Source organism: Nocardia sp. NPDC046473 (genome assembly GCF_040645995.1).
Classification (GTDB): Bacteria; Actinomycetota; Actinomycetes; order Mycobacteriales; family Mycobacteriaceae; genus Nocardia.
In genome coordinates, this window is sequence record NZ_JBEYZJ010000001.1 from 636,595 (window position 1) to 663,275 (window position 26,681).

The window sequence follows — 26,681 nt, forward strand, 5'->3', positions numbered from 1 at the left end:
AGTCTCGAGTAGGCCGAAGGTCAACCCGCTCAGTCGGTGAGTGCGGTTTCCCACTTCCGCGACCACTTCCAGACGTCCTGCAGCGCGGTGCCGAGTTCTGTTCCCGCGACGGTGAGTTCATAGGACTTGTCCGCGTTCTTCACGATCAGCCCCGCGCTCTGCAGATGCTGCAACCGCACCGAAAGCATGCTGGACGAGCAGTTGTCCATCCGCCGCCGCAGTTCGAGGAACCCGACTCGTCCGGGCGTCAGCTCCCACAGAACGCGCAGGATCCACCGCTGTCCCAGCAGTTCCATCGCGGCCAGGACCGGCGGATCGGCCTGGCTCGCGGGCGGCCTCGCCCCGCTTGCGCTTCTCATTTAGAACTACCATAGTGATTCTGAATTAGAAGCAATCCGCCGGGCCGACGGTCCGCGATCGAGAGGGAAACGGTGGGTCATCCAGCCACGCAGCGAATCGTTCTGATCACCGGTGCCTCCCGCGGCATCGGCGCCGAAACCGCGCGCATCCTCGCCGCCCGCGGCGACCACGTGATCATCAATTACCGCGAAAAGCTCAAGCGCGCCGAGACACTCGCCGACGAGATCAACGCCGCGGGTGGCAGCGCCTCCACTGCGGGCGCCGACATCTCCGACGCAACCTCCGCCCGCACCCTCATCGAAACCATCACCAAGGAATTCGGCCGCCTCGACGTCCTGATTCTCAATGCCTCCGGCGGTCTCGAACGCAACGCCGCACCCGACTACGCCATGTCGATCAATCGCGACGCGCAAACCCGCCTCGTCGAACTGGCCGTACCCCACCTGCCCGACGGCTCCCGAATCGTGTTCGTCACCAGCCACCAGGCCCACTTCCATGGCCGCAAACCGGTCCCCGCCGAATACGAGCCCATCGCCGCCAGCAAACGTGCAGGCGAAAACGCCCTCCGCGCAATGATTCCCACCCTCGCCGCGCACGGCATCACCCTGCACACCGTCTCCGGCGACATGATCGACGGCACCATCATCGTCCAACTCCTGGAACGCCGAAACCCCGACGCCGTCGCCGCTCGCCGCACTCACGGCACCCTCCCCACCGTCGCCGAATTCGCCACCGCGGTAGCCGACGCGACCACCAGCCCCACCGAATCCGGCGACACCACATACGTCGGCGGCCCGGACTATCTGGCCGCCCACGCCCACTGACACCCCGGCCCGAATCGTCCACTGTCAACCGTTGCGCCGCGGAGTCGTTCACCGTGCTCACTTCGATAACGAGGCCATTCCTTCGAGTAGATATCTGAACTGGTCCGCTCGCCGCATCCGCGCGCTCATCGAGCAAGATTTGCCTGGCTTGCCCGGGATTGGTTGTGGCGTCGGGTCGGCTGGGCATAGCCGCAGGTGATTACTTCCGAGTGGCAGATTAAGGTGTGGTCACTCGAGGTTTGCCGAGCCTGATGGATGCGGCGGCAGGCTGGTGGGGAGGCGGTTGACCAGCGCGTGTCGGACGAACGGAAGTTGGTGAAATCTACGTGAAGGGGGGACGTCTCGTTCACGCTATCGATGTGTGCCAGGTGCGGGATGTGCTGCGGCGACGTCATCACCCGAGGGGCGGGGCGTACCGACGCGCAGCCGGGTGGGGGTGCTGAGGTGAACCCGGACCGGACGCTGCCCGCGAAAGATCTGCTGCTCGCCGCCTTCCGCGGCTTCCCGCACGACGATCATCCGATGCTGGAGGCGGCGGGCGAACTGGCCCAGCTGCACCTGGTGCGCGAGCGCACCCCGGCCGCCGAGGCGGTCAAGATCGATCAGCGGCGCCTGCAGCTGGTGCGCACCATCGATCGCTGGGTCACCTTGGCGACCCCGGTCCCGGAGATCGCCGCACCCGAGCACACCGAAACCGTCGGCAGAATGGTGGACCGGCTCGCCTGCATGACCGCACAGGCGTTCGCGGCGCTGGCCTTCGCCCCGGAGGCGGTCTTCTACGACGCCTGGGTGCAGATCGAGGAGATGGCCGACGGCTACCAGGATCTCATCGAGGATCTGCGCAACGGCATCCGGCGGCTACCGGACGATCCGTACGACCGCTGGTGACTTACTTCCCGCGGCCGAACAGCCGGAACGATCGATTCCGGCGTTGCGGCAGCGTGGCGTAGACCATGGTCATGTCGGCGAACACCTCCGCCTCCCGCTCCCGATCGACCCCGAATTCACTGCGCCCGAGCACATGCTCGACCGACTGCGGCGAAATCGAGGGCAGCATCAGCGTCAGCGTCGGCGGTACCGGTGTGCGGCGGTCGGACTCCTGCGTGCCATGACCGAGCAGCATGTGCCCCACCTCGTGCAGGATGATGTGATCGGCATTGCGATCGGTGGCGTCGGCGTCATAGACGATGAGATCGTCGTGTTTGCGCGCGACCCACAGACCGCCTCCGCCGCAACCGATCTCGTTCACCAGCGCCTTGGCCGCGGTGTGCAGGCTGATGGAGCGGCCACGGTGCGCGGCAACGGCGGCGAGGTAGGCGGTCAGATTCCACGGATTGGGTAGGGGCACGGTCCGGGGCGCGTCACCGAAACGAGCTTCCATGCTGGTCATCTCGGCACACATTACTCACAGGGTTGCGTGTAGTCATCTACCGATAGGGACGAACCCGACGTGACTTGCTGCACTGTCCGACAATAAGACCCACTACTCGCCGGGTGGTTCCGCCGCGAAACCACCGGCCCGATGAACCGAACTGGACGCTATCTCGGTATCTCCTACGACAGCCGCCCGCGACATGCGGACAAGTGCCGGTTCCCGGCAAACCGGCGCGGATATCCGCAGGATGAGAGCGTGCAGATGAGCCTGCTGACGGTGCCATCGCGACCGCGGATCGGCGCGGTCGCGCAGTGGTGGGTGCTCACCTGCCGACTGATCCGGCCGTCGTGGCGCAACGGGGAATTGGTGACCGCCGTGGTCGCGCCCACCGTATTCACCCTCGGGTTCTATGTGCCGTTGAACCTGGTGATGAGCGTGTACGGGCACGGCCTGAGCAGCTACGCGCAGTTCCTGATGCCGATGATCGTGATGCAGGCGGTGGCATTCTGCGCGACCTCGGCCGCGTTCCGGGCGGCCAGCGACGCCAAGGACGGGCTCACCATCCGATTCGGATCGATGCCGATGCCCGCCGCGGCGCCGCTCGCGGCCCGGATCACCGCCGCCATGTACCGCGCGGCGATCTCGTTGGCGGTCGCGGTGGTGTGCGGCCGGGTGATCGGCGTCCGCTTCTACGGAAGTGGTTGGGAAACAACAGGGTTCATGGCATTCGCGTTGCTGGTGGCGTTGGCGCTGTGTGTTGGCGCGGACCTGATCGGCAGCCTCGCCAAGAGCCCGGAGGCAATCACGCAGGTGCTCATCTTTCCGCAGCTGATCCTCGGTCTGGTGTCCACCGGTCTCGCGCCCGCGCGCCAATTCCCGCCCTGGCTGCAGGGTTTCGCGCGCAATCAACCGGTGTCGCAGTTCGTGTACGGGTTGCGTGCGCTGGCCGGTGATCCGAGTGGCAATGCGGGAGTCGTCGGCTGGCCGGTGCTCGGGCCCGGCTTGGCCTGGGCGACGGGGATACTCGTGGTGTTCGGCGCGCTCGGCGCGGTGGTCGCCGTGCGGAGGTCGGAATGACCAGGACGGACAACCACATCGCGGCCGCGAATCTGCCGCTGGTCCAGGGCCGGACCGAGACTTGGCGGCTGCTGGTGCCGCAGACTGTCATTCAGACCCGGCGGTTGCTACTGCGGTGGTGGCGTGACCCGTTGACGATGGTGCAGTCGCTGGTATTCCCGGCGCTGCTGTTGATCGTGTTGAATACCGTGCTCGGCAAGCAGATTTCGACGTTCTCCGGCGCGAGCGCGTTGTACGGCTCGGTGCCGATGGTGGCGCTGGTCGGGGTGATGTCGGGGTCGCTGGCCGGCGCGATCACGCTCGGCCGGGAACGCGATCAGGGCCTGCTGGCCCGACTGTGGGTGCTGCCGGTGCATCGCGCGTCCGGGCTTGCCTCCCGGATCCTCGCCGAGGGCGTCCGAATCCTGTTGTGCACCATGGTGTTGTTCGCGGTAGGCATGGCGCTCGGCTTCCGATTCGAGCAGGGCGTGCTCGCCGGTCTCGCGCTGTTCGGTGTGCCGCTGCTGTATGGGCTCGGCTTCGCGACGCTGGTCACCGCCGTCGCGGTGTTCAGCGCGAAAACGGCACTGGTGGAGGCGGTTTCGCTCGGATCGTCGATCATGATGTTCTTCAGCACCGGATTCGTGCCGCTGACCGCGTATCCGCGCTGGGCCAAGCCGATCGTCGCGCATCAACCGATGACCTACGCGATAGATGCGATGCGCGGGCTGTCGCTGGGCGGAGCGGTCCGAGCTCCGCTACTGGCCACCATCGCGTGGTCGGTCGGCGCGATGGTGGTGTTCGCGGTGCCCGCGGCCGTCGGTTACCGGCGGGCCAGCCGGTGCTAGCGGCCCATCCGCGCCGCGGCGTCCATGATCATCTCCGCGGAGTCGCGCGGGCTCAACGCCATCGCGCGCAACTGGTCGAAAATCACGCCGAAGCGCCGGATTTCGGGGTGCCCCTCGATCAGCTCGTCGCCCGCGATGCCCTCCACGTACACCAGCTCCGGATCGGCCGGGTCGTGGAAGTCCAGCAGCGTGAACGAACCCGCCATGCCGGGATGGGCGCCCGCGTCGAACGGCAGGATCTGCAGAATCACGTTCTTACGCTTGGTTTCCTGTAGTAGCCGAGCCAACTGGCCGTGCATCACGGCGGGCCCGCCGACAGTGCGCCGGATCGCCGCCTCGTCCATCACCACCCACAGCTCGAGCGGCTCCTCCTTGGTCAGATTGGCGGCCCGATCCATCCTGGCGCGCGCCCGGTCCTCCATGATCGCCGCCTCTACCTTCGGCATCGAGGTGTCGATCACCGCCGTCGCGTACTCCATCGTCTGCAAAAGCCCTGGGATGGTGGAGGTCTGATAATGCCGCGCGGACAACGCCTCGGCTTCGAAGTTGATGTACGCCGCGTACACCTCCGACACGCTGCCCTCGTACGCCCGCGACATACCCGGCTTCAGCGCGTCCGACAGCAACTCCATCGCGTCGTCGCGCTGCTCCTCGGACACCGCGTACAGGTCGAGCATCGCCTGGAGGGTGCGCCGCTGCGGCCGCGCCTGCGCCGTCTCGATCCGATACAACGTGGTGACGTTGATCCCGGTTTGCGCACTCACCTCCTCTTTACTGAGTCCGGCGTGTTCGCGCATCTCGTGCAGCATCGCGGCCAACCGGCGCAATCGCACGGTCAGTACGGTGCGCTTGCCTGCCATGACACCATCCCTTCGATCCACGCACTCGGCACGCACTATCGCGTTCGCGCCCGGGGAAGAGCCCGCGTGCGGCGGCAAATGTGCGACCACGGGCGCGTTCGTAGGACGAAAGCGTACGCTGTCGAGCGGTTCCCGCGATGAGGATCGGCACCAAGGCTTCACGGATCGGAAACCTGGGGAAACCTGGTGTTCGACTCGGTCCCGTAGGTTCACGCGGTATGACTGGGGCGGGTTCGACCTCGAAGCGGTTCGTGCACATTCTTGCTGTCGTTGCGGCGGCCTTGTCGTTGGTCCTCGGGCTGTCGACGGGGGCGCAGGAACATTCGCCGAGGTCTGTGCGCGGCGAGGCGGTCACGCTGGTCAGTGCCGCTGTTCCGCAGCGCGCCTGGGACACGCTGGCGCGGATCGATGCGGGCACCTGGCCACCGAACGACGGGTCCGGCACCAAAGGCGGTGGGGCCTGGTCGAATCGGGAGGGGACACTGCCGAGTACCGATTCGGCGGGGCGGCGGATCGCGTATCAGGAGTGGGACGTCAATATCAAGAAGCCGGGGCAGAACCGCGATGCCGAACGCATCGTCACCGGCAACGATCGATCTGCCTGGTACACCGGCGATCACTATGTGTCGTTCACCCGAATGCGCTGAGCGGGAATCAGACTAGAGCCCTGTTCGTAACCCATCTTGACATGTTTTACGGCGAAGGCGCCGTCCTCGCGGCCGGCAAGCAACCGGTCGGCATCCCCTCTGACGCATACTGATCCGCTATCAAGACTCGCGACCGGTGCGCTGCCCGCCCACATGCGAAGCAGGCTCTCGCATCGCCCGAGGTCATCGGCGATGCCCTGTTCACCAGGCGCTGAAGCTGTTGTCCTGCTGGGAAACCGAGTGCCTGAAGGTGCGCTTACAGACGAGTCGCAGCAATGCAGACGCACTCTTGCGTTCTTGCATCGGTAAGTGCATGATCCAGCTAGCCTAGTTGTGAACAACCGATCCGATGACCGGGATAACCGAATCGAGAGCCAATTATGTTGGGACAAAGCGTGTTGGTATCGGGCGAACTCGAGGTACACGCATACATGAGCGAGCGTAGCGAGCGAATCATGGTGCAGTCGCCTTGCGCGCTCATGCCGGAGCCGAATGCTAGCGAGGCGCAGGCATGAGTGCGCCGACGGTGGGGGTCCTGCCAACTGCTCCGCAGTTATTGTGTGCCTTTCAGGGGCGCCGTTTCCAAGATCGGGAAATGTTGCGGTCCGCGCATGCGCTTGCCGAGCTGCACGCCCGCAGGCAGCAGGTGCGCGATACCACATTGATCGTCGAAATCGACTGTCGCCGAAGCGAACTCGTCGACGATATCAATGATTGGATCGGCAAGGAGATTCCGCAGCACCGCAACGGCGCGTCGCTGCACACGGAAAGCCTCGGTGCGGTGGTGGACCGGATGGCGCGCAGTTGGGTGGACGCGAACCAGGCCATCGATGTCGACGGCGCGCGCAGCGACAATACCCATAAACATTGGTACCACTTGGCAGAACTCGTCGATGGGTACACTGATTTGGTAACCGACGTGGCCGGTGGTCGTCGTCGTTTGCCCGAGCAGTGATCTTTTTCGACTGACGGTTTCTGCACCGCGATAGTGACACTGCCCCGACAGCGTCGCTTGCACCAAGGCGATGTCCCAGGTTGTCATCCGACCAGTGACCCCCTCCGGACGATCACGTCGCCTGCACAGTGACGGCGGGCGCAACGGGGCGCCCCGCCCGGCGTGCCGCGTGGTCGACTGGCGCGGCACGCCCGCTGGAAATTCTTGGCAATCACTCGGCAATGATGAAGATTTCGTGCGCCGCCACCCGAACATTGCTCTGGCCGTGCGTCCGCATTCGGGTGAGTAGCTCCACCCAGGTGGCCGTCCAGCCGAAGTGATTGCCGCACTGCGAGATCAATGCCAGCGCGGCCAGCGCGGTCGCACTGTCCACGTCGGTGGACAGGTCACGCGCCACGGTCGTCATGGTCTCGGCATCGACCATCTGCCCGGTCCGCGCCAACTGTATCCGCAGCTGTTCGGCCGGATAGACCACCAGGGCACCCCGCGCCAGACCACATGCCTGCTGGATCGATCGCACGCTCGACGCGGCATCGGCCCACCGGATCTGGGCGAGCAGCAGGTCGATCGCGAACCGTCGCCATTGCGTCTCACCCGCCAGCCGCTCGGCCACGATCACCGCCGTCGCGCGCGCCTCATCCGAGCTCCCCGCCGCAGCGCCGAGGCTGGTGAGCAGCGTCGAGAGTCGCTGGCGCGCAGGCAGATCGCGACCGGCGATGACGATGTCCTCGGCGGCGAGCAGCCGATCCACCGCCGCAGGCAGCTCCGCCCGGAAATCCCCGCCGACCAGCACCCGCGCGGCCTGCCGCCACAGCCCGGCCTCACCGAGATCGGCGAGCCTGCGCACCAGCATCTCGCCGGTGTCGGCGGGCGCCCAGCGCTGCCACGCGCTGAGCACCCGCATCGCCTCGGTGGCCAGCTGGACGTCGGCGCCGCCCGCCATCTCCCGCACCAGCTCGGCCATCTTGCGCCGCTGCGGAATCGGCAGCAGTGCGGGGGTGAGATTCAGTGCCTCACCCGCCACGGCCGGGTCACGTGACGCCTCGGCGAGGATCTGCCAGGCCTCGTCCTGGTCGAGCAGCCAGCGGCACGCGAAGACCACCGCGCGTTTGACGTCGCGATGCTGGTTCGGGCGGTCCCAGATCGCCCGGATCGCGGCCATCGCCTCGGGCACATGCAGCGCCGCGAGCAGCCGCACCCCCTCCTTGAGCGAGGTGATCTTCGGCGAATCCAGCAGCGGCGTGAGCGCACCGGCGAGCCGATCCGGGGCGATGCTCCTGGCGCGGGAGGCGATGCCGCTCACCGCGACTCGTGCGCGATCGGAGTCCACATACCGACCGAGCACGCCGATCGCGGCCTCGGCCTCGTCGCTGCGGCCGAGCGCGGTGAGGGCCGCCTCGGCCACCGTGAGCTCGGCGTGATCGGTGTAGCCGACGAGGCGCGCGACGCTGCCCGGTAGGTGGCCCAAACGCCGGACCGCCCATGTCTTCTCCCACAGCGAGGACTCCTTCGACCGCACCAGCCCGGTGAGCGCTCGTGCGTAGAGCTCGATCTGCCGTGGCGTCCAGCCGTCGAAGCCTGCCGAAAAATCGGGCACCAGACGCACTTTCGGGGCGATGAACCGGCCGGGCGTGGCGCCGCTGAGCACCATGTCGAGCAGATCCGTTCGGCGCGTGGCGATCACGTGCTGCACCCGCGGCAGCGAGATGAGGGAGCGGTCCCGGTTCAGCAGGGTCGCGAGGTGTTCGTCGCGGGTGGCGGGGTTGGCCAGCACCAGGTCCACGGCGCGATGGATCACGGAGTCGTTGCGCGCGCCGCAGGCCCGAAGCAATAACTGCTGCAAGGGCGCGACGTGCCAAGCGCGCTCGTTCAGGCCGGTGGCGAGGCCGAGTGTAAGGCTCCATTCGTCGCGCACCGCATCACCGTCCAGCCGCCGACGCAGCGCCGCGAATAGTCGATGCTCCGCGCCGTGCGGCAGGTCACGGTCCAGGTCCCACAGCGAAATCGAGCTGGCGTGCGCCGCAAGGCTTTCGATCAGCCGCAGCGCCGACTCCGTGCAGGCCGGATCGTCGACGCGAGCACCGTGTACCAGTAGCCCGCGGGCCAGCACGCCGAGCGCACCGGTAGTCGTGGACGATCGATCGCGGGCTTGCAGCGCGTCGGTAGCCAGGATCTCCAGCGCGGGCAGGTGTTCGGTGCGCAACAGCGTCGGCGGGATCTGATTGATCGCCTGTAACGCGGTGCGCCGCACCGGGTCCTGCTCATTGCGCAGGCGACGCAGCGATTCGAGCAGCGTGCCGACCACCGCGGGGTCGCGGCTGCCGACCGCCGCGACGATCAGCAGCGGATAGGCCTCGGCGCGCTCGTCGGCCGTTGGGCGACGGATGCTTTCGTGCAGGACGGGTTCGGCTTCCTCCCACGACAACCGGGCGATCAGCCGCTCCCGGACCGGCCGATCATCGGAACCGCCTTGGCGGGCGAGCAATTCGCGGGCCAGTGCCGCCCGATCGTCGCGGCGCAGGCTGTCGAGCGCGTCGAGATCGACCTGCGCGGCATCGACGCCGGGCCGGATGAACACCTGCCGCACCAGTTCGGTGCGCCGACTCGGCGGCAGCGCATGCAGGAATCGCCGCCGGTGGTAGCCGGAATACGCGGCGCACACGGCGGTCAGCCGATCGTCGGGGAGCTCGCGCAAGGCCAGGAACACCGCGCTTCCGGCGACGCAGTTGCCGCGCCCGCTCGGATGCAGGATCAGTTCGACGACGGCATCGGGGGCGTGCCGGGTCAACTTGCCCGCGATCGCGTCCAGACCGCGGATCTGTACGTACCGCACCGCCTGAGCGGCCAGTGCAAGCAGCCGGTCGGGGTCACGCAGGGCGAAGGCGCCCGCTCCGGCGGCGATGCGCGGCCACAGCTCGGGCCAATCGGACTCACCCGCCTGCGCTGCCAGGTCTGTCAGATAGGCGAGTACCGCCTCGGTGTGCCTGCGGCTCAACGTCTGCCAGTTCGGCGCGGCGTAGGCGAACTCGGGCAGTTGCTCGATCACGAGCCGCGTCGAGCAATAGGGCAGAATCCGCGCCGCCTCGGCGTCCCCGAACAGTCGCCGGACCTCGGGTAGCAAGGCATCGGCCAGGCCGGCGTCGCGGGTGCGGCGGCCGACCGCGCGATACAGCACCTGCCGCGTCCGCTGCGCCATCCGTGGTAACCGCTCGACCAGCAGCTGGGGCTCGACACCGAGCCGGACCAGCGCGACGACGGCGCGCGACACGAACTCCTGACCTGTCGAATCCAGTTGCCCGACAAGATGTTCGCGGTCGGCGGCGATCGAGGCCAGGTGAATCGAGAGGATCCGCTCGTAGCGACCCCGCCCCGCCAGATCGGTCACCAGCGCACCGAGTTCCGCGGTACCGGCCAACCGCAACGCCACCGTCGCGATCGCCCGCCGCCGCTGCGGTGCGGACAACGGCTCGATGTCCTTCACTAGCTTCGTCGCCGGTGATGCCATTGTTGGACCGCCAACCTTCTCTCAGATGCGGAGGGAACCCCCGTAGTCGTTGTGAGGATATGTCGCGTACAGCGGGTTTCGCCGGACCGAGATCGAAAACGGCGCCCGCTGCGGGTCAGATCGCGGCCGCGCTGCGGGCCTCCCGGCGCTGTCGGCGGCGGCGCAGGTAGCGGCGGATGCGGGTGGCGAAGAACGACACCAGTAGCAACCCGATCACGAGCAGCACGCCCGCGATGATGGCCGCTGGGAGCGGGTGGAAGATGGCGAGGGTCACCAGGCCCGCGACGGAGATGTCCTCGGCGGTGCTCGTCACGATGTTGGTGACCGGTTCCGGCGAGGTGTTGATCGCCATCCGGGTGCCCGCCTTGACCAGGTGGCTCGCCAGCGCGGTCGCGCCGCCGAGCGCGCCCACCGCGAGCTCGGGCAGCGAACCATCTTGTCCCGCAAGCAATGCCGCGACGACGGCGCCGGCGGCGGGCCGGACCACGGTGTGGAACGAGTCCCAGAACGAATCGAAGTACGGGATCTTGTCGGCGACCGCCTCGATCAAGAACAGGACCGCGGCGGCGATCAGCACGTCGGTGCGCTGCAGGGCGTCCGGCACCGAATCGGAGAGGCCGGTGCGGCCGAACAGCCCGAGCAGCAGCACCACAGCGTAGGCGTTGACCCCGCTCGCCCAGCTCGCGGTGAAGATCAAGGGAAGTGCTGACACCTCGCCATCCTAGGTCGACACCCGAACCTGTGCCCGGACCGCCGCGCGCCGCAAGACAGCTGTGGTCAGCGCAGGGCGGCGCGGCTGCGTAGGCGTCCGAGGAGGATGAGCGCGACGAGGGTGACCAGGACCAGGAGCGTGGTGCTCGCGGCGGCGTCGAAGACCTCGCCGCGGTCGGTTTCGGCGAAGATGCCGACCGGCAGGGTCTTCCAGGTGGCCGGATAGACCATGATGGTGGCGCCGAGTTCGCCCATGGACAGGGCGGCGGCGAGTCCGGCGGCCGCGCCGAGTGCCGGCAGCAGCAGCGGCAAAGTCACCTGGCAGAGCACGCGGACCGGACTCGCGCCGAGGGATTCGGCCGCCTCGCGGTAGCCGGGGTCGAGGCGGTCGAGGGCGGCGGCGACCGCGCTGAACGCGTAGGCCAGCACGAGCACCGAATGCGCAAGGATGACAATCCATTTGGTGCCGCCGAGCAGCACGGGGCGCTCGTTGAACGCGATCAGCACACCGAGGCCGATGGCCACCGACGGCACCGCGACCGGCAGATGGAACACCGCGTCGGTGCAGCGCCGCCACCAGCCGGGCGCCTCCCGTGCGGCCAGCGCCGCCCAGGTGCCGAGGATCAGCGAGACGGCGCCGGCCAGCAGCGCGGTCTGCAGGCTCACCGAGAGGCTGGCCGCCTGCTCGCCGGACAGCGCGCGGCCGAAGTTGGCGAAGCCCAGGTCCGACGGCAGCGGGCCGGTCCAGTGCCCGGCGAACGCGGCCCCGACCACGGTGGCGATCGGCGCGACGAACACCACGAACACGACGAGCGCGAAGACGGCGAGCACGATGGCCCGGCCGCGCTTGGTCCACATCAGCATCGCGTCAGTGCTCCTTCCTGGCCATGAACCGGGCGAAGATCAGCCGGTAGCCGATGTACAGCGTGAGCGACAGCAGCACCTGCACCGAGGCGAGCACCGCGGCGCCGGGCAGATCGAAGGTGACGATGCCGCGGGTGTAGATCAGCGCGGGCAGCGTGATCACGCCCTTGGCGCCGGTGAACAGCACGATGCCGAACTCGTTGAGCGTCAACAGCAAAACCAGGCTGCCGCCCGCCGCGAGCGCGGGCCACGCCTCAGGCAGCACCACTTGGCGCAGCACCCGCCACGGCGATGCGCCGAGACTCGCTGCCACGTCGAGTTGTTCGCGCGGCAGTTGGGCGAACGCGGCCAGCAGCGGGCGCACCACGAACGGCGTGAAGAAGGTGATCTCGGCCAGGATCACGCCCAGCGGGGTGCTCAGGAAGTTCAGTGCCGGTTCGATGTTCCCGGTGAGGTGGCTGATCAGCGCGTTCACCGCGCCCGCCGTGCCGTAGAGGAAGGTGAACGCCAGCGTGACGAGAAACGACGGCAGTGTCAGCACGGTATCGATGAGCCGACCCACCACCTGCGATCCGGGAAACGGCACGAAGGCCAGCACGATCGCCAGAAACGTGCCGAGCACCAGGCAGCCCGCGACCGAGCTCACCGCGATGAACACGGTGCGCCACAACGCATCCCGGAACGACTCGGAACCGAGCACCTGCGACCAGACCGACGTGCCACGGCCGGTCGGTGTCACCGTCGACTCGGCGAGCACCCGCACGATCGGGTACACGGCGATGAACAGCACCACGAGCAGCGGCGGCAGACTCCACAGTACCGGCTTCCAGTTGCGCTGCCGCGCAGGCCGACTCGGTGCCTCAGGGGCGATCGGCTCGAGGAGTGCGGGCACGCTCATGAGCGGACTCCCGCTCGTCTTCCCGGCGAACGCAGCGTCCGAGTCGCGACTCGTGGCGCACGGTGCTGGCCATGCGTTGAGTTCACAGCGACACCTCGGTTGTGTTGCTTCGGCCGCCTACCGCGCAGGGGATCAGTACTCCTGCCGGATCGGGGAAGCGGACGCCGACGATGGCGCCGATGGCGGTGTCGACCTGGCCGGGGACGTCGGCCGTGACCTCGTCGGCCAGGCCGTCGATCGTCACGGTCAGGCGAGTGGATGCGCCGCGCCAGACGGCGGAGACCACCGTGCCGCGTAGTGCGTCGCGCTCGGAGGTGGCGACGATGCGCACGGTGTGCGGGCGCACGCACAGCAGGGCGGGGGCGTCGAGAACCCAGTTCTCTTGGCCGACACCGGGTGTGGGTGCCTGCGCGCGCAGGGTCTGGGTGCCGACAGTGACCAGGGCCGACCCGCCAGAGAGGCGGTTCAGCTTGCACGGCAACAGGTTCGCGCCGCCGAGGAACGCGGCGGTGAAGTCGCTGGGCGGCCGCCGCCAGAGGTTGTTGGCGGTATCGATATCGACCAGGCGCGAGTCGCGCATGACCGCGATGCGATCGGCCAGCGCGAGTGCTTCGGACTGGTCGTGCGTCACGTACAGCATCGCCGTGTCCGGCAACGCCTTTCGCAGCTGCTGCAGCTCGCCGAGCATGGACTGGCGCAGTTGCGCGTCCAGCGCGGCGAGCGGCTCGTCCAGCAGCAGCACCTTGGGCCGGATCGCCAGGGCCCTGGCGATCGCCACCCGCTGCTGCTGGCCGCCGGACAGCTCCCTCGGCAGCCGCTTGGCGTAGGCGCCCATGCCGACCATCGCCAGCGCCTCGGTCACCCGGGCGCCGATCTCGTTGCGCGGCACCCGATGTGACTTCAACCCGAAGGCGACATTGCCGTGCACGCTCATATGCGGGAACAGCGCGTAGGACTGCACGACAACGCCGATGCCGCGTTTGGCGGGCGACAGGTCGGTGACGTCGCGCCCGGCCAGCCGGACCGCGCCCGAGGTGGGCCGGACGAATCCGGCCAGTGCCTTGAGCGCGGTCGACTTGCCGGAGCCGCTCGGTCCGAGCAGGGCGACGGTCTCGCCCGCGGCGACGCGCAGCGTGAAATCGGCCAGCGCGACAGTGGTTTTGCGACCGCTGCGGTAGCTGACCCCGACCCGATCGAACACGATCGCCGGTTCGGTGGCCGCGGGCGGGGGCGGGGCGGTCGTGGTGGACGATTTCGTGAGTGCGTCACCGGCGGACATGTCGACTCCCTTGTGGTTGACGGCGTTTCAGCTACCGGTGGCCTTCTGGTAGGCGGCGATGTCACCGTCCAGGTCGGTGAGCACCTTGTTCCAATCGACCGGAAGCACCTCGACACCCTTGAGTGCCGCACTCGGCGACGGGCCCGAGCCGGTGACCGGGGCATCGCGCAGTTCCGCGCGGGCGGGCACCGCGAAAGCGTCCGGGCCGAGCGTCTTCTGCACCTCGGCGGAGAGCAGGAACTCCATCAGCTTCGTCGCGTCGGACTTGTGCGGGGCGCCCTTGGCCAGGCCCATCACGTAGGGGACCGCGACGGTCGACTTCTTGCCGTCGGCGGCGGCCGGGAAGAAGACGCTGAACTTCGACGCCTTGTCCTTGATGGTGCTCAGGTTCATCTGCACATCGCCATTGGCGACGGTCAGCTCGCCCTTGTCCACCTTGGCCTGCAGCTTGCCCGTCGAGGAGGACGGCCCGACATTGTTGGCCTGCAGCTTGTTCAGGTAGTCCAGCGCGCCCTGCTTGCCGAGCAGCTTCTGCAGCAGGATCAGCACGGCGGTGCCGTCACCGGCCTGGCCGGGCGTCGAATACTGCAGCTTGCCCTTGAATTCCGGCTTCAGCAGGTCGTCCCAGGTCAGCTTGGTGGCGTCGACCGACGGGTTGGCGATGAAGCACAGGTAGTTGTTGGCCAGCGTGACGTACTTGCCCTCGGCGTCCTTGTCGGTGGCGGGGACGGTGCTGGTGTCGACGCCGCTGTCCTGCAGCAGCCCACTGGCTTTCGCCTTCTGGATGAACGGCGGCAGTGTGACGAGCACGTCGGCCTGCGGGTTGGCCTGCTCCTTGTCGACCCGGTTGACGACCTCGCCGGAGCCCGCCTCGACCAGGTTGACCGCGATCCCGGTCTGCTTCTGGAACGCCGCGAACTGAGTCTGGTACCAGGGGCCGACACCGTCGGCGGAGTAGACCGTGACGGTCTTGCCGGTGGCGCTCTCGGTGCCGGTGCCGCCACAGGCCGCGGTGGCCGCGACGGCGGCAGCGGTCGCGACGACCAGTGCGGTGCGGGCGAGGGTGCGTGCCAGCTCGGCCGGCTTGTACGAAGTACGCACGATGACTACAACTTTCGGTTCGTGAGGAGTGTCGGAGTCGGAGGGGCGGGTGGACCGTCGGCGGCGCGGGCCGGTCGACGGAGTCAGATGTGCTCGGCGAGCACCAGGTCGGCGAACTCGACCACCGAGGGCACGACATGGGTGGCGCCCGCCGCGCGCAGTTGCGCGTCGTCGTGTGCGCCGGTGAGCGTGCCCGCGACGATCCGGGCGCCCGCGGCCAAGCCGGTGGCGATGTCGCTCGTCGTATCACCCAGTACTGCAACATGATTCACGGCATCGGCCTGCAAACGCAGCAGTGCGATGAGGACCATGTCGGGGTAGGGGCGCCCGCGCCCGGCGTCCGAGGGGGCCAGGGTGAGGTCGGCGATGTCTTTCCAGTCCAGTGCGTGCAGCAGGCGGTCCTGGGTGCCCCGGCTGAAGCCGGTGGTGAGCGCGACCTTGACGCCCGCGTCGCGCAGCCTCGTAATGGCCTCGGCCGCACCGGGAATCGGGGTGATGTCGACCTCGTCGATCAACGCCTCGTAGGCGGCTTCGAAGGCCAGGTTGGCCTCCTGGGCCCGGTCTTCGTCGCCCAGCAGCGCACGGAAGACGGTGATCTTCGACTGGCCCATCGTGTCCAGCACGTACTTTCGGGCCCGTTCACGTTCCGGACCTGCGGCTTCGATGCCCGCCACGGTGGCGGCGGCATCGAACGCGCGCAGCACCAGTCCGCCGTCGGCGACGGTGGTGCCTGCCATATCCAGCACGGCCAATTGAATGGTGTTGTCAGACAACGCAATCCTCACAGGTTCAGCAGGTCGGCGGTTTGCTCGCCGAGCGCGGGGCCAAGGGTCATGCCGCGGCCGCCGGGGCCGGTGATCACCCAGGTGTGCTCGCCGGCCTCGGCGCGGGTGACGAGGGCGGTCGGGTCGAGGCTCTGGCTGTACACGCCGGCCCAGCGCCGAACCACCTGCGGCAGTTTGCGTCCGAGCAGTTCCTCGGTGACGGCGGTGAGGTGCTCGTAGGGCGCCTCGTCCACGTCGAACGCGAACGGCTCGTCGTATTCGTGGGTGTCGCCGATGGTGAGCCCGCCGTGCAGCCGCTGCACGCAGAGCAGCTGCATCTTGTGCTCGGCGGCGGTAGCCGATTGGGACTGTTCGCGATTCAGCGTGTCCACCTCGTCGCCCGCGAAGCCGGGGTAGTAGCGGAAGCTGTCGCCGTCGGCGATGGCGGTGGTGAGCGGCTCGCCGAGCGGCGCGGTCTGCATCATCTGCAGCCGGACCCGGCGCACCGGCAGGTCGTCGACCAGCTCGCGGGCCAGGCCGCTGTGCGCGGCGCCGGTGCAGGCCAGCACCAGGTCGGCGTCGAAGCGGCGGCCCTGATCGTCGCGCACGGTGGCGCCCGCGGCGGTGTCGATGACCGACCTGGCCTCGGTGCCGGCGTGGAAGGTGTAGCGGCCGGTGGCCGCCAGGTAGGCGCGTAGCGCGGGCAGCGCCTGCCGGGACTCGACCGCGGCATCGGTCGAACAGTGCAGTCCGGCAAAGAATTTGCCGCGCAGCGCCGGGTTGATCGCCCGGACCTGCTCCGGTTCGAGCAACTCGAACCCGCGGGCATCGGCCGAGGCGTTTGCCGCGGCGGCTTCGGCGACGGCCAGCTCGACGGGGGTGCGGACGAGCGTGATGGAGCCGTTGGCGCGGAACCCGACGCCGGGCACCTGGCCGCCGATCTCCTCCCACAGCTCGCGGGAGCGCAGCGTCAGCGCCAATTCGGCGGCCGAGCGCCCCGAGACCCAGACCAGGCCGAAGTTTCGGACCGTGGCGCCGCGGGCCTCGGTCTCCCGCTCCAACTGCACGACCTCGTGACCGCGGCGGACGGCGGCCAGGGCGTGTGCGGTGCCGAGGATCCCACCTCCGATGATGACCAATCGCATGGTCCCTATGGTGCACATTGGTCTAGACCAAGGGGTGTTTCCTGCGCAAACGCCAGGTTAACAATTGGTATAGACCAATTGCGGGTAGGCTGTGCCACATGGAAGCAACGGAGGTGGAGGGGGTCGGCGCCGCGGTGGCACCCGACGACATACCCGGCGGGCGTGCCGAATTCGCGCTGCCCGACCGGCTGCCGAAGTCGTATCGCGTGCGCACCGAGCTCGAGACGATCCTCAGTGATCTGGCCGAGGGCGATCCGGTTCCGTCGGAACGCGATCTGGCGGTCCGGTTCGAGGTGGCACGCGAGACCGTCCGGCAGGCGCTGCGAGATCTGCTGGTGGAGGGCCGAATTCGCCGACAGGGTCGCGGCACCGTGGTGTCCCGCCCGAAGATGGTGCAGCCCTTGTCGCTTCGCTCCTACACCGAAGGGGCCATCAGCTACGGTCGCGTGCCCGGCCGCCTGCTCGTCAGCTGGGACGACGTGCCCGCCGACGCCGACACCGCCCGCGATCTCGCTGTGCCAGTGGGTACTTCGGTCATGCACCTGGAGCGAGTGCTACTCGCCGACGGCGAACGCATCGGCCTGGAGAGCACCTACCTCCCACTGCACCGCTTCGCCGGCCTGCGCACCACCTACGACCCGACCACCTCGCTGTACGCCGCGGTCCGCGACTCCGGCGTGATCTTCGGCCGCGCCACCGAACGCATCGAAACCGTCCTCGCCTCCCCGCGGGAAGCCGCGCTGCTCGAATGCACCACGGCCCTACCGCTTTTGCTGCTACACCGCCGCAGCCTGGACGCCGACGGCGACCCGATCGAGCGAGTCCGCGGCCTCTATCGCGGCGACCGCATCGCTTTTGAAGCCCACCTCACCAAATAGAGCGGCTCGCGACCCACAGCTACTGACAACTGTCAGAAATAGGGGAGCCCCAGGTCGCATACCTTGGCAGAGGCGGCCTGGGGCGTTCGTAATCAAGGCTAGCATTGTCTGGTGGCCTTCACCAGCTCCGACGACTTCAAAGCTCTGCTGGCTCTGCCTCGGTTGGCGCCTTATATCCACGAGTGTTCCGGTAACGACTCGACAGCACTTGACCTCTATGCCTGGAACGTTGAAGTTTCGGCAGCATGCATGGAGGTCCTTGCCTATCTCGAGGTGATGCTCCGGAACGCAGTGGACCGCGAATTATCTGTGTATGCCGAGGAATCCAAGCGGAAGCTGCCGTGGTTCCTCTGTCCGTCGATTACCGGCGAGGCTACCGAGGCAATCGCTCGCAGTATCGAGGCGACCAGAACGCGCCTACGAAACATCAGCCCTGCTCGGGATTCTCGGGACCAGATCGTAGCGGGGCAGACGTTTGGATTCTGGAGCGAACTGTTCGGTGGTAAGCACGAGGAGTTGTGGCGTGCCGCGCTGAGTAAGGCGTTGCCTGGGACGCCGTCAGGTCGGCGAAAGAATGTCACGGCGAAGCTGGAGCGCTTGCGGCCGTTCCGGAATCGGTTGGCGCACCATGACTCGCTGCTGGCGCAGGATATCCTGTTCCATCTCGATGAGATGCTTGCGCTCGCTGAATGGATCAGCCCGGCTGCGCGGGCGTGGCTCGAAGAGCGTGAACGTGTCACGGCGGTTTACCGGCGACGGCCGGTGATGCCCGTGGACACATTGGTCGTTCCCGCACAATCTGCGTGGGGCTTGTACGAGAAATGTTTTGCGTATATCTGCCCGCCCGCTCGGAACTTCCGGCCGGCGACATACCTGGCGTTCTATGCCGACAAGGAGATAAAACCGGCGGTTCCGCGGATCCTGTATCACCGAGACAACGTCGAATGGACGGCGGCTGAGGCGGCCAGATTGGCTGGCTTGCAAGGGGATTCCTACCGGAACGATCGTAAGATCAGCGCGAGTCAGTCTCTCGGTCCCTGGACCGACGGGCGATATCAAGTCTTTATGCTGAGCAGGAACGGCGATTCGAGTCACATCCAGTTGAAAGCTGGGATCCCGCACCGCCAGGTCGGTCGTGGTTCTGCCTTCGTTCAACGGCATCGTTATCTGTCACATCATTCACTGCAGTCGGCCAGCGATACCGGCCAGCTGAAGTAGGCAGGCCGCTACCGACGCATCGAAACCGTCCTCGCCTCCCCACAGGAAGCCGCGTTGCTCGAATGCACCACCGCCCTACCGCTTTTGCTGCTACACCGCCGCAGCCTGGACGCCGACGGCGACCCGATCGAGCGAGTCCGCGGCCGCTATCGCGGTGACCGGATCGCCTTCGAGGCGCACCTCACCAAGTAGCTCAGGCGGGAAGTAGTCGGCCCATGGAGTGGATTTCGTTCACGTCGGCGCTGGTGATGAAAGACCATGGGGCGGTGAAGAAGCCGTTTTTGCCCCAGTTCGGGCCCCAGGAATTCTCGATTGTCACGCCTTTTGCGTCGTAGGCGACGATGGTGACCTCGTGGCCGCCCAGGATTTTCTCGCTGGGTGCGGGGTTGTAGTTGTCGTTGGTGCTGTCGAGGTCCTCGAAGCTCTCTCTGACGTCGAATCCAAAAGGTACCGGCAGGCCGGATGCGATCGCCTTCTTGATGTTGGTGACAACGTCGCCCTTGGTGAGGTCCAATGCGCCGGACAGTTTGTAATGTGTGGCGTTCGCGCGTTCTTTGGCGTCGGGCTGGGTCGTGTAGTCGAAATCGCCTTGCCAGTAATCGGATTTCGTGTCGATGCCCTGCTGCTGCTCGATCGGCAACGCGACACCGGCGTAGGTGCCTTGATCGTTGCCCTGCGCGATCTGTGCGTAGACGAACATGGGGGCCATCGGGTCGCCCGCGATCTGCTGCTCGTTCATCAGCACCCCGTACCCGGTGTATCCGGTTGCCCAGGTGACGCACGAGCCGACCTGACCCTGATCGCCTGCGGGTAACGCGTACTGGCGCAGCGAGTATGCGGCAGGTGGTGCACCGATCGTGCCCACTTGAACCGGCAGCGCCGAACCGACGGTGGTGTCCCGGCCGAGGCTATCGTGGGCGGCGGCGCGGTCGAGTCCGAACGCGTGGTGCTTGAGCTGCGGAGTGGGCACGTCCGGGGCGGCGTGCGCGGTCGTGGATACCGCGAGGCCGATTCCCAGGGCGGATACGAGAGCGGTGGACAAGCGCGAATACTGCAAGGTTCCTCCTGCTGAGCCCCATGATCCATCGCTTCCGGATGGAATGTTCGGCGAACTGAACAGGGAGTGTTCCACGGCATTTCGGCGGCGACAATATAAAAGTCACGCTGATTCATTTAAGTCGTTGTTAACGGCGGTGTCTCGCAAGTAAATTCACCCAAGTCGCCCAAATGCCCGGTGATTCGATGCGGCGGTATTGCGGCCGAGTGCGGGGATATGTAGCGTGCCATGGTATTTCTGCTCGGAAGGATGAGGCGTGGCGTCGAAATGGAAGTTGTTCTGCTGCCTGGTCGCGGTATTCCTCGCCTTCGCGCTGCACGGATCCGCTGTGGCCGACCCGGGTCCCGCTGTCGGGCATCCACACGGTTTGGTGGTGACGCCGAACCTGCCTCGGGTTCCGGAACCGCGCAGCGCCGTCTTCGGTGCACAGACGCTGCCCTATCTGCAGCAGACCCAGACCGCGGATCAGTGGTGCTGGGCTGCCGACGGGGCATCGATAGCGACGTATCTGCACCGGCCGATCAGTCAGAGTCAGTACTGCGCACTGGTACACGGCGTCGGCGCGGACGGCGCCTGCCCCAATGAGGAGGCCTCGCTCGAGCAGATCGCCTCGGCTTTCCGGGGGATCGGCTTCGATGCTGCGGTCGGCGCGCCCTTGTCGATGACCAAGGTCGTCGATGAGATCTCGGCCGATCGGCCGATCCTCACCGGCATCGCGTGGGCGGCCGGTGGCGGGCATGCGCAGGTGATCTACGGCTTCGACGTGGATGCGGGCACCATCACGTATGGGGATCCCTGGCCGTCCTCGCGACGCAGCGTCACGCAGGCGCTCGACTCCTACACCCGGAATTCGGACTGGACGTGGTTCGGCGAGGATTACGGCATCGCGCCCCGATGAGCGGATCGGTCCCACGCCTCGCGATCGGCCTCTGCGCCGTCGGGCTGGCCATGACGGGGTGTGCGAATCACGGTCCACCCGCGACGGCATGGGAGACCGAGCCGGACAACAGCGCCATCGACCGCGCGATCGACACTCCGGCGGCGCAGCGCCTCGCGGGATCGTTTCTTCGATCGTCAGGTGCGTCGAATGATGTTGGGGCGGCGATATTTCGACGAGTCGGCGCACCGGTCACGGTGTACGCGACGAATCCGTCCCGCGACGATGCAGCGCCCAACCTCGAGCACGTGGGAAACGAGTCTTATATCGCGGTGCCGGTTCAACTGGCCGGGCGCAGTACCACCGATACGGTGCAGTTGGAACCATCCCCGCCGTACCTGCCACGGGCCATAGCAACGGGAGTGGAGGAGACGGGCCAACCACGTGCCGCCGATGTCCGATTGCTGCTCGACTATCCAACCCACACCTGGTTCGCCTGGACGCGAACCCACGTAACCGTGATCTCCTCGGCTACGACCCCGGCGTTGGCGGGCAAAGAATTCGACAGCGCGGGCTTCCGCACCTGGCTCCAATCCCGTTGACCCACCCCGTCGTCGCAGGTACCCGCAGCCTCCGCATCGCCTTCGAAGCACACCTCACCAACCAACCACCCCCGCCGCGCCTCTTTTCGCCCGTCGCGCACATAACAGCCAGCGATTTCGTGCGCGTGACGCGAAAGTGTGCGCTGCGATCCGCCCGCTGCGCGCCGATTGGGCTTGCTCACCGATTGGCGTGCCGCGCACCGATTGGTGTGCCGCGCGTCGGTTGGTGTGGTGCGCAGCTTGTTGCTTGCCGCGCATGGGATGGTCAGCGATTTCGTGCGCGTGATGCGAAAGTGTGCGCTGCGATCCGCCTGCTGTGCGTCGATTGGCTGCCGCGCGTCGGTTGGCTTGGTGCGCGTCGGTTGGTGTGGTGCGCAGCTTGTTGCTTGCCGCGCATGGGATGGTCAGCGATTTCGTGCGTGTGATGCGAAAGTGTGCGCTGCGATCCGCCTGCTGTGCGTCGATTGGCGTGCTGCGCGTCGATTGGCTTGCTGCGCACCGATTGGTGTGGTGCGCAGCTTGTTGCTTGCCGCGCATGGGATGGTCAGCGATTTCGTGCGCGTGACGCGAAAATGTGCGCCGCGACCCGCCCGCTGCGCGTCGATTGGTGTGCTGCGCGTCGATTGGTGTAGTGCGCAGCTTGTTGCTTGCCGCGCATGGGATGGTCAGCGAATTCGTGCGCGTGACGCGAAAGTGTGCGTCGCGATCCGCCTGCTGCGCGCCGATTGGGCTTGCTGCGCATCGATTGGTGTGCCGCGCACCGATTGGTGTGGTGCGCAGCTTGTTGCTTGCCGCGCATGGAATGGTCAGCGATTTCGTGCGCGTGACGCGAAAGTGTGCGTCGCGATCCGCCTGCTGCGCGTCGATTGGCGTGCTGCGCGTCGATTGGTGTGGTGCGCAGCTTGTTGCTTGCCGCGTACGGAATGGTCAGCGATTTCGTGCGCGTGACGCGAAAGTGTGCGCCGCGACCCGCCCGCTGCGCGTCGATTGGCTTGCTGTGCACCGACCGGCTCGCTGCGCGCCGATTGGGCTTGCTGCGCACCGATTGGTGTGCTGCGCGTCGATTGGCGTGCCGCGCGTCGGTTGGTGTGGTGCGCAGCTTGTTGCTTGCCGCGTACGGAATCGTCAGCGATTTCGTACGCGGGGCCTCAATGTGTGTGCGGCGCACGGGGTTTCGCTCAGCTGACTTGCGGGGCGACCTTTGCGCCGAGCAGTTCGATGTTGTGCAGCACCTTTTCGTGCGGCAGGGTGCCGACGCTGGTGTGCAGCATGAAACGGTCGAGGCCGAGGGTGTCGCGGATGTCGGCGATCTTCTCGGCGACGTAATCGGGGTTACCGACGAACAGTGAGCCCTCTTTCGAGCGCAGGCCGTCGAACTGGGCCTTGGTCATCGGGCCCCAGCCGCGCTCACGGCCGATGACGCTCATGGCGAGGGCGTACGGCTCGTAGAAGTCGGCGACGGCCTGCTCGTCGGTGTCGGCGATGTAGCCGTGCGCGTGCACTGCGACCGGCTGCTTCTCGTGGCCGCCCTCGGCGAGCGCGCGGTGGTAGAGGTCGACCAGCGGCTTGAAGCGGGCGGGCTGGCCGCCGATGATCGCGATCGCCAGGGGCAGGCCGAGCAGTCCGGCGCGGACCACCGATTCGGGACTACCACCCACGGCGATCCAGACCGGCAACGGCCGGTTGTCGGTGCGCGGATAAACGGTGGCGTCGCGCAGCGGCGCGCGGAACTTGCCGGACCAGGTGACCGGCTTGTCCTCCCGGATATGCAGCAGCAGTGCCAGCTTCTCTTCGAAGAGCTCGTCGTAGTCGGACAGGTCGTAACCGAACAGCGGGAACGACTCGGTGAACGAGCCGCGCCCGGCCATCAGCTCCGCGCGTCCGTTGGACAGTCCGTCCAGCGTCGCGAAATCCTGGTACACCCGTACCGGATCATCCGAACTGAGCACGGTGACCGCGCTGGTCAGCTGGATCTTCTCGGTCCGTGCCGCGATGGCGGCCAGCACCATTGCGGGCGAGGACGCGGCGAAATCCTTGCGATGATGCTCGCCGACGCCATAGACGTCCAGTCCGGCCTGGTCGGTGGCGACGGCTTCCTCGACCACCTGGCGCAACCGCTCGGCCGCCGTCGGCGCGGGCCGGTCGCCGACCGGGTACAACTCGGCGAAGGTCGTGAGTCCCAATTCCACGGTCGAGCCTCTTTCCTCAGTAGTGTCGATGTCAACCAATATCGTAAACGGACCGCAGTCCGTAGGTATTCCGCCTGGCCGCCGCGATCGCGTCGGTCTGGCGCTTGGGCGCGCGCGGAAAGCTCCGATTACGCTGTTCGCTATGTCTGTCCGCACTCGCAAGCCGCTCGTCCCCGGCACCCAGTCGCCCACCCGCGAGGTCCCGCGCACCATCGAGCGCCCGGAGTACGCGTGGAAGAAGACCGTCAACGAGGGCCGTGAGCCCTGGGTGCAGACGGCCGAGACGATCGACAAGATGCGGATCGCCAGCAAGATCGCGGCGCAGGCGCTGGAAGAGGCGGGCAAGGCGGTGGCGCCCGGCGTCACCACCGACGAGCTGGACCGGATCGCGCACGAGTACATGTGCGACCACGGCGCGTACCCGTCGACCCTGGGCTACAAGGGCTTTCCGAAGTCCTGCTGCACCTCGCTGAACGAGGTCATCTGCCACGGGATTCCGGACTCCACGGTGATCGAGGACGGCGACATCGTCAACATCGACGTCACCGCCTACATCCACGGCGTGCACGGCGACACCAACAAGACCTACCTGGCCGGCGACGTCGACGAGGACGTCCGGCTGCTCGTCGAGCGGACCGAAGAGGCCACGCTGCGGGCGATCAAGGCGGTCCGGCCGGGCCGAGCCCTGAACGTGATCGGGCGTGTGATCGAGTCCTACGCCAACCGATTCGGCTACGGCGTGGTCCGCGACTTCACCGGGCACGGCGTCGGCCCCACCTTCCACAGCGGCCTGGTGATCCTGCATTACGACCAGCCGGCCATCGAGTCGATCATCGAACCCGGCATGACCTTCACCATCGAGCCGATGATCAACCTGGGCGGCATCGACTACGAGATCTGGAACGACGGCTGGACCGTGGTCACCAAGGACCGCAAGTGGACCGCCCAGTTCGAACACACCCTGGTGGTCACTGACACCGGCGTGGAAATCCTCACCCTCCCGTGACGCAGCCCAACAGCCGCACGCTTCTTGATTTCCGGCACCAGAAGTCGCATGCGAATTCCGGTGCGGCAGATCAGAAGGCGTGCGGCTGTCGGTCGGCGCGGTGAAGGGCGCGCTGCTCGTTGCGGGGACCACCTCGGACGCGGGCAAAAGCGTTGTGGTGGCGGGCATCTGCCGGATGCTGGCGCGGCGCGGCGTCCGGGTAGCGCCGTTCAAGGCGCAGAACATGTCGAACAACTCCGTGGTCACCTTCGACGGCGGCGAGATCGGGCGGGCGCAGGCGCTGCAGGCGCAGGCGTGCGGCCTCGAGCCGAGCGTGCGGTTCAACCCGGTGCTGTTGAAGCCGGGCAGTGATCGGCGCTCGCAGCTGGTGGTGCGGGGTAAGGCGGTCGGCACGGTCGGCGCGCGGGACTACTTCCAGCACCGGCAGCGGCTGCGCGAGGTGGTCGCGGACGAACTCGCCGCACTGCGGGCCGAATTCGATGTGGTGATCTGCGAGGGCGCGGGCTCGCCCGCCGAGATCAATCTGCGGGCAACGGATCTGGCGAACATGGGACTCGCGCAGCCCGCGCGGCTTCCGGTGCTGCTGGTCGGCGATATCGATCGCGGCGGCGTGCTCGCCCACCTCTTCGGCACCGTCGCCATCCTGGAACGCGAAGACCAGCAACTGATTTCCGGGTTCGTGATCAACAAGTTCCGTGGCGACGTCGAACTGCTCCGTCCCGGCCTGGACCGGCTGACCGAGCTGACCGGTCGCCCCACCCTCGGCGTGCTCCCGTACGCCGAGGACCTCTGGATCGACGCCGAGGACTCGCTGAGCACCCTCGCGGACGCACCAGTCGGCCGCCAACGCGCACCGGTCGGCACCGAGTGGCTGACCGTCGCCGCCATCCGCCTGCCGCGCATCTCCAACTCCACCGACATCGAGGCGTTGGCCTGCGAGCCAGGGGTTTCGGTGCGCTGGGCGAGCGAGCCGTCGCGGCTGGCCGAGGCCGACCTCGTCGTACTGCCCGGCAGCAAAGCGACCGTATCGGACCTGGAGTGGTTGCGGCGCACCGGAATTGCCGACGCTCTGCGCGCCCGTGCCTCGGCGGGCCGCCCGATCCTCGGCATCTGCGGCGGCTACCAGATGCTGGGCAAGCGGATCGTCGACCCGATCGAGTCGGGCGCGGGAACCGTCGACGGACTGGGCCTGCTCGACCTGGAGATCGAATTCGCCGATCCGAAAGTGTTGCGCCACAGCAGTGGCCGCGACACGACGGGAATTCCGGTGCACGGCTACGAGATTCACCACGGACGAGTGGTCGGCAACGGCGATCCCGGTTGGCTCGACCTCGACGGGGAACCGGAAGGCAGTGTGCGCGGCGCACTCTGGGGTACTCACCTGCACGGCTTGCTCGAATCGGACGAGTTCCGCCGCACTTGGCTCCGTTCGGTGGCCGCCGCAGCGGGACGCGCGGGTTTCGTTGTCGCCGAAGACACTTCGGTCGCCACCGTCCGCTCGACCCAACTCGACCTGCTCGCCGACCTGATCGAGAACCACCTCGATCTCGCCCAGCTCGACCGCCTGCTCACCGACGGCGCGCCCCTGGATCTGCCGACTCTGGCAACCCACGCGCTCCCCACATCGGCAACCTCGCGTACCTGAACTGTTGACGCGACGTA

General features: G+C 67.2%; 26 protein-coding genes and 1 pseudogene. 14 read left to right on the top strand and 13 right to left on the bottom strand.

Going from position 1 to position 26,681, the window contains the following annotated elements; translation table 11 throughout:
* Window positions 1-29 precede the first annotated feature (29 nt).
* The gene (locus tag ABZ942_RS03080) at window positions 30-359 is read right to left on the bottom strand and encodes a helix-turn-helix domain-containing protein (RefSeq protein WP_357378480.1); all 330 of its coding nucleotides are present in this window, start codon (window positions 357-359) and stop codon (window positions 30-32) included.
* Window positions 360-431: 72 nt separating this feature from the next.
* Between ABZ942_RS03080 and ABZ942_RS03085 the strand changes: the two genes are divergently transcribed.
* Complete coding sequence (locus ABZ942_RS03085; RefSeq protein WP_357378482.1) at window positions 432-1,184, top strand: SDR family oxidoreductase; 753 nt, start codon at window positions 432-434, stop codon at window positions 1,182-1,184.
* Between the two features lie 444 nt (window positions 1,185-1,628).
* Entirely contained in the window at window positions 1,629-2,072 is a 444-nt protein-coding gene (locus ABZ942_RS03090) for a DUF4254 domain-containing protein (protein WP_357378484.1), read from the top strand.
* Between the two features lies 1 nt (window position 2,073).
* Here the strand turns inward: ABZ942_RS03090 and ABZ942_RS03095 are convergent, their stop codons facing one another.
* A complete protein-coding gene (locus ABZ942_RS03095; protein WP_357378486.1) occupies window positions 2,074-2,574 on the bottom strand; it encodes a hypothetical protein in 501 nt (166 codons plus the stop codon).
* 246 nt (window positions 2,575-2,820) lie between these two features.
* On the opposite strand from ABZ942_RS03095, the gene ABZ942_RS03100 reads away from it, so the two are divergent.
* Window positions 2,821-3,636, top strand: a complete 816-nt coding sequence (locus ABZ942_RS03100) for an ABC transporter permease (RefSeq protein WP_357379343.1) — start codon at window positions 2,821-2,823, stop codon at window positions 3,634-3,636.
* Window positions 3,633-4,463 (top strand): ABC transporter permease, encoded by an 831-nt coding sequence (locus tag ABZ942_RS03105; protein ID WP_357378488.1) that lies wholly within the window; start codon window positions 3,633-3,635, stop codon window positions 4,461-4,463. The genes ABZ942_RS03100 and ABZ942_RS03105 overlap by 4 nt, the downstream gene beginning before the upstream one ends.
* Here the strand turns inward: ABZ942_RS03105 and ABZ942_RS03110 are convergent.
* A complete protein-coding gene (locus ABZ942_RS03110) occupies window positions 4,460-5,323 on the bottom strand; it encodes a helix-turn-helix transcriptional regulator (protein WP_357378490.1) in 864 nt (287 codons plus the stop codon). The genes ABZ942_RS03105 and ABZ942_RS03110 overlap by 4 nt on opposite strands.
* A gap of 218 nt (window positions 5,324-5,541) precedes the next feature.
* Here ABZ942_RS03110 and ABZ942_RS03115 point away from each other — a divergent pair, with 218 nt between their 5' ends.
* Entirely contained in the window at window positions 5,542-5,970 is a 429-nt protein-coding gene (locus ABZ942_RS03115; RefSeq protein ID WP_357378492.1) for a ribonuclease domain-containing protein, read from the top strand.
* A gap of 595 nt (window positions 5,971-6,565) precedes the next feature.
* Complete coding sequence (locus ABZ942_RS03120) at window positions 6,566-6,925, top strand: DUF4254 domain-containing protein (protein ID WP_357379344.1); 360 nt, start codon at window positions 6,566-6,568, stop codon at window positions 6,923-6,925.
* 211 nt (window positions 6,926-7,136) lie between these two features.
* Here ABZ942_RS03120 and ABZ942_RS03125 read toward each other — a convergent pair whose 3' ends face one another.
* The 8 genes from ABZ942_RS03125 to ABZ942_RS03160 all read right to left on the bottom strand — a co-directional run bounded on the left by ABZ942_RS03125 (window position 7,137) and on the right by ABZ942_RS03160 (window position 17,192).
* Entirely contained in the window at window positions 7,137-10,430 is a 3,294-nt protein-coding gene (locus ABZ942_RS03125) for a hypothetical protein (RefSeq protein ID WP_357378494.1), read from the bottom strand.
* Window positions 10,431-10,545: 115 nt separating this feature from the next.
* A complete protein-coding gene (locus tag ABZ942_RS03130) occupies window positions 10,546-11,142 on the bottom strand; it encodes a DUF4126 domain-containing protein (RefSeq protein ID WP_357378496.1) in 597 nt (198 codons plus the stop codon).
* A gap of 65 nt (window positions 11,143-11,207) precedes the next feature.
* Window positions 11,208-12,005 (bottom strand): ABC transporter permease subunit, encoded by a 798-nt coding sequence (locus tag ABZ942_RS03135; protein WP_357378498.1) that lies wholly within the window; start codon window positions 12,003-12,005, stop codon window positions 11,208-11,210.
* Between the two features lie 4 nt (window positions 12,006-12,009).
* Window positions 12,010-12,903, bottom strand: a complete 894-nt coding sequence (locus ABZ942_RS03140) for a 2-aminoethylphosphonate ABC transporter permease subunit (protein WP_357378500.1) — start codon at window positions 12,901-12,903, stop codon at window positions 12,010-12,012.
* An 82-nt stretch (window positions 12,904-12,985) separates the two neighbouring features.
* A complete protein-coding gene (locus tag ABZ942_RS03145; RefSeq protein ID WP_357378502.1) occupies window positions 12,986-14,182 on the bottom strand; it encodes an ABC transporter ATP-binding protein in 1,197 nt (398 codons plus the stop codon).
* Window positions 14,183-14,209: 27 nt separating this feature from the next.
* Complete coding sequence (locus ABZ942_RS03150; RefSeq protein ID WP_357379345.1) at window positions 14,210-15,229, bottom strand: 2-aminoethylphosphonate ABC transporter substrate-binding protein; 1,020 nt, start codon at window positions 15,227-15,229, stop codon at window positions 14,210-14,212.
* Between the two features lie 137 nt (window positions 15,230-15,366).
* Window positions 15,367-16,056: a phosphonatase-like hydrolase gene (locus tag ABZ942_RS03155; protein WP_357378504.1), complete on the bottom strand. Its 690-nt coding sequence runs from the start codon at window positions 16,054-16,056 to the stop codon at window positions 15,367-15,369.
* Window positions 16,057-16,064: 8 nt separating this feature from the next.
* Window positions 16,065-17,192 carry a TIGR03364 family FAD-dependent oxidoreductase gene (locus tag ABZ942_RS03160; protein WP_357378506.1) on the bottom strand — a complete coding sequence of 376 codons (1,128 nt, stop codon included), beginning with the start codon at window positions 17,190-17,192 and terminating at the stop codon, window positions 16,065-16,067.
* Between the two features lie 98 nt (window positions 17,193-17,290).
* On the opposite strand from ABZ942_RS03160, the gene ABZ942_RS03165 reads away from it, so the two are divergent.
* The 3 genes and pseudogenes from ABZ942_RS03165 to ABZ942_RS03175 form a co-directional block, all read left to right on the top strand.
* The gene (locus tag ABZ942_RS03165) at window positions 17,291-18,070 is read left to right on the top strand and encodes a GntR family transcriptional regulator (RefSeq protein WP_357378508.1); all 780 of its coding nucleotides are present in this window, start codon (window positions 17,291-17,293) and stop codon (window positions 18,068-18,070) included.
* Between the two features lie 111 nt (window positions 18,071-18,181).
* Window positions 18,182-19,288, top strand: a complete 1,107-nt coding sequence (locus ABZ942_RS03170) for a hypothetical protein (protein ID WP_357378510.1) — start codon at window positions 18,182-18,184, stop codon at window positions 19,286-19,288.
* 15 nt (window positions 19,289-19,303) lie between these two features.
* Window positions 19,304-19,480 (top strand): annotated as a pseudogene (locus tag ABZ942_RS03175) (UTRA domain-containing protein); the annotation flags it as partial.
* A 1-nt stretch (window position 19,481) separates the two neighbouring features.
* Here the strand turns inward: ABZ942_RS03175 and ABZ942_RS03180 are convergent.
* Window positions 19,482-20,330, bottom strand: coding sequence for a C1 family peptidase (locus tag ABZ942_RS03180; RefSeq protein WP_357378512.1), 849 nt, complete (start codon window positions 20,328-20,330; stop codon window positions 19,482-19,484).
* A gap of 271 nt (window positions 20,331-20,601) precedes the next feature.
* Between ABZ942_RS03180 and ABZ942_RS03185 the strand changes: the two genes are divergently transcribed.
* The 3 genes from ABZ942_RS03185 (at window position 20,602) to ABZ942_RS03195 (ending at window position 22,772) form a co-directional block, all read left to right on the top strand.
* Complete coding sequence (locus tag ABZ942_RS03185) at window positions 20,602-21,243, top strand: papain-like cysteine protease family protein (RefSeq protein ID WP_357378514.1); 642 nt, start codon at window positions 20,602-20,604, stop codon at window positions 21,241-21,243.
* Entirely contained in the window at window positions 21,240-21,824 is a 585-nt protein-coding gene (locus ABZ942_RS03190; RefSeq protein WP_357378516.1) for a hypothetical protein, read from the top strand. The genes ABZ942_RS03185 and ABZ942_RS03190 overlap by 4 nt, the downstream gene beginning before the upstream one ends.
* Before the next feature lie 174 nt (window positions 21,825-21,998).
* Window positions 21,999-22,772: a hypothetical protein gene (locus ABZ942_RS03195; RefSeq protein ID WP_357378518.1), complete on the top strand. Its 774-nt coding sequence runs from the start codon at window positions 21,999-22,001 to the stop codon at window positions 22,770-22,772.
* A 230-nt stretch (window positions 22,773-23,002) separates the two neighbouring features.
* On the opposite strand, the gene ABZ942_RS03200 is transcribed toward ABZ942_RS03195, so the two are convergent.
* The gene (locus tag ABZ942_RS03200; RefSeq protein ID WP_357378520.1) at window positions 23,003-24,013 is read right to left on the bottom strand and encodes an LLM class flavin-dependent oxidoreductase; all 1,011 of its coding nucleotides are present in this window, start codon (window positions 24,011-24,013) and stop codon (window positions 23,003-23,005) included.
* 142 nt (window positions 24,014-24,155) lie between these two features.
* On the opposite strand from ABZ942_RS03200, the gene map reads away from it, so the two are divergent.
* Together map and ABZ942_RS03210 are read left to right on the top strand one after the other, a co-directional pair.
* Window positions 24,156-25,019 (top strand): type I methionyl aminopeptidase, encoded by an 864-nt coding sequence (gene map / locus ABZ942_RS03205; RefSeq protein WP_357378522.1) that lies wholly within the window; start codon window positions 24,156-24,158, stop codon window positions 25,017-25,019.
* Window positions 25,020-25,119: 100 nt separating this feature from the next.
* Entirely contained in the window at window positions 25,120-26,664 is a 1,545-nt protein-coding gene (locus ABZ942_RS03210) for a cobyric acid synthase (RefSeq protein ID WP_357379347.1), read from the top strand.
* The last annotated feature ends 17 nt before the right edge of the window (window positions 26,665-26,681 follow it).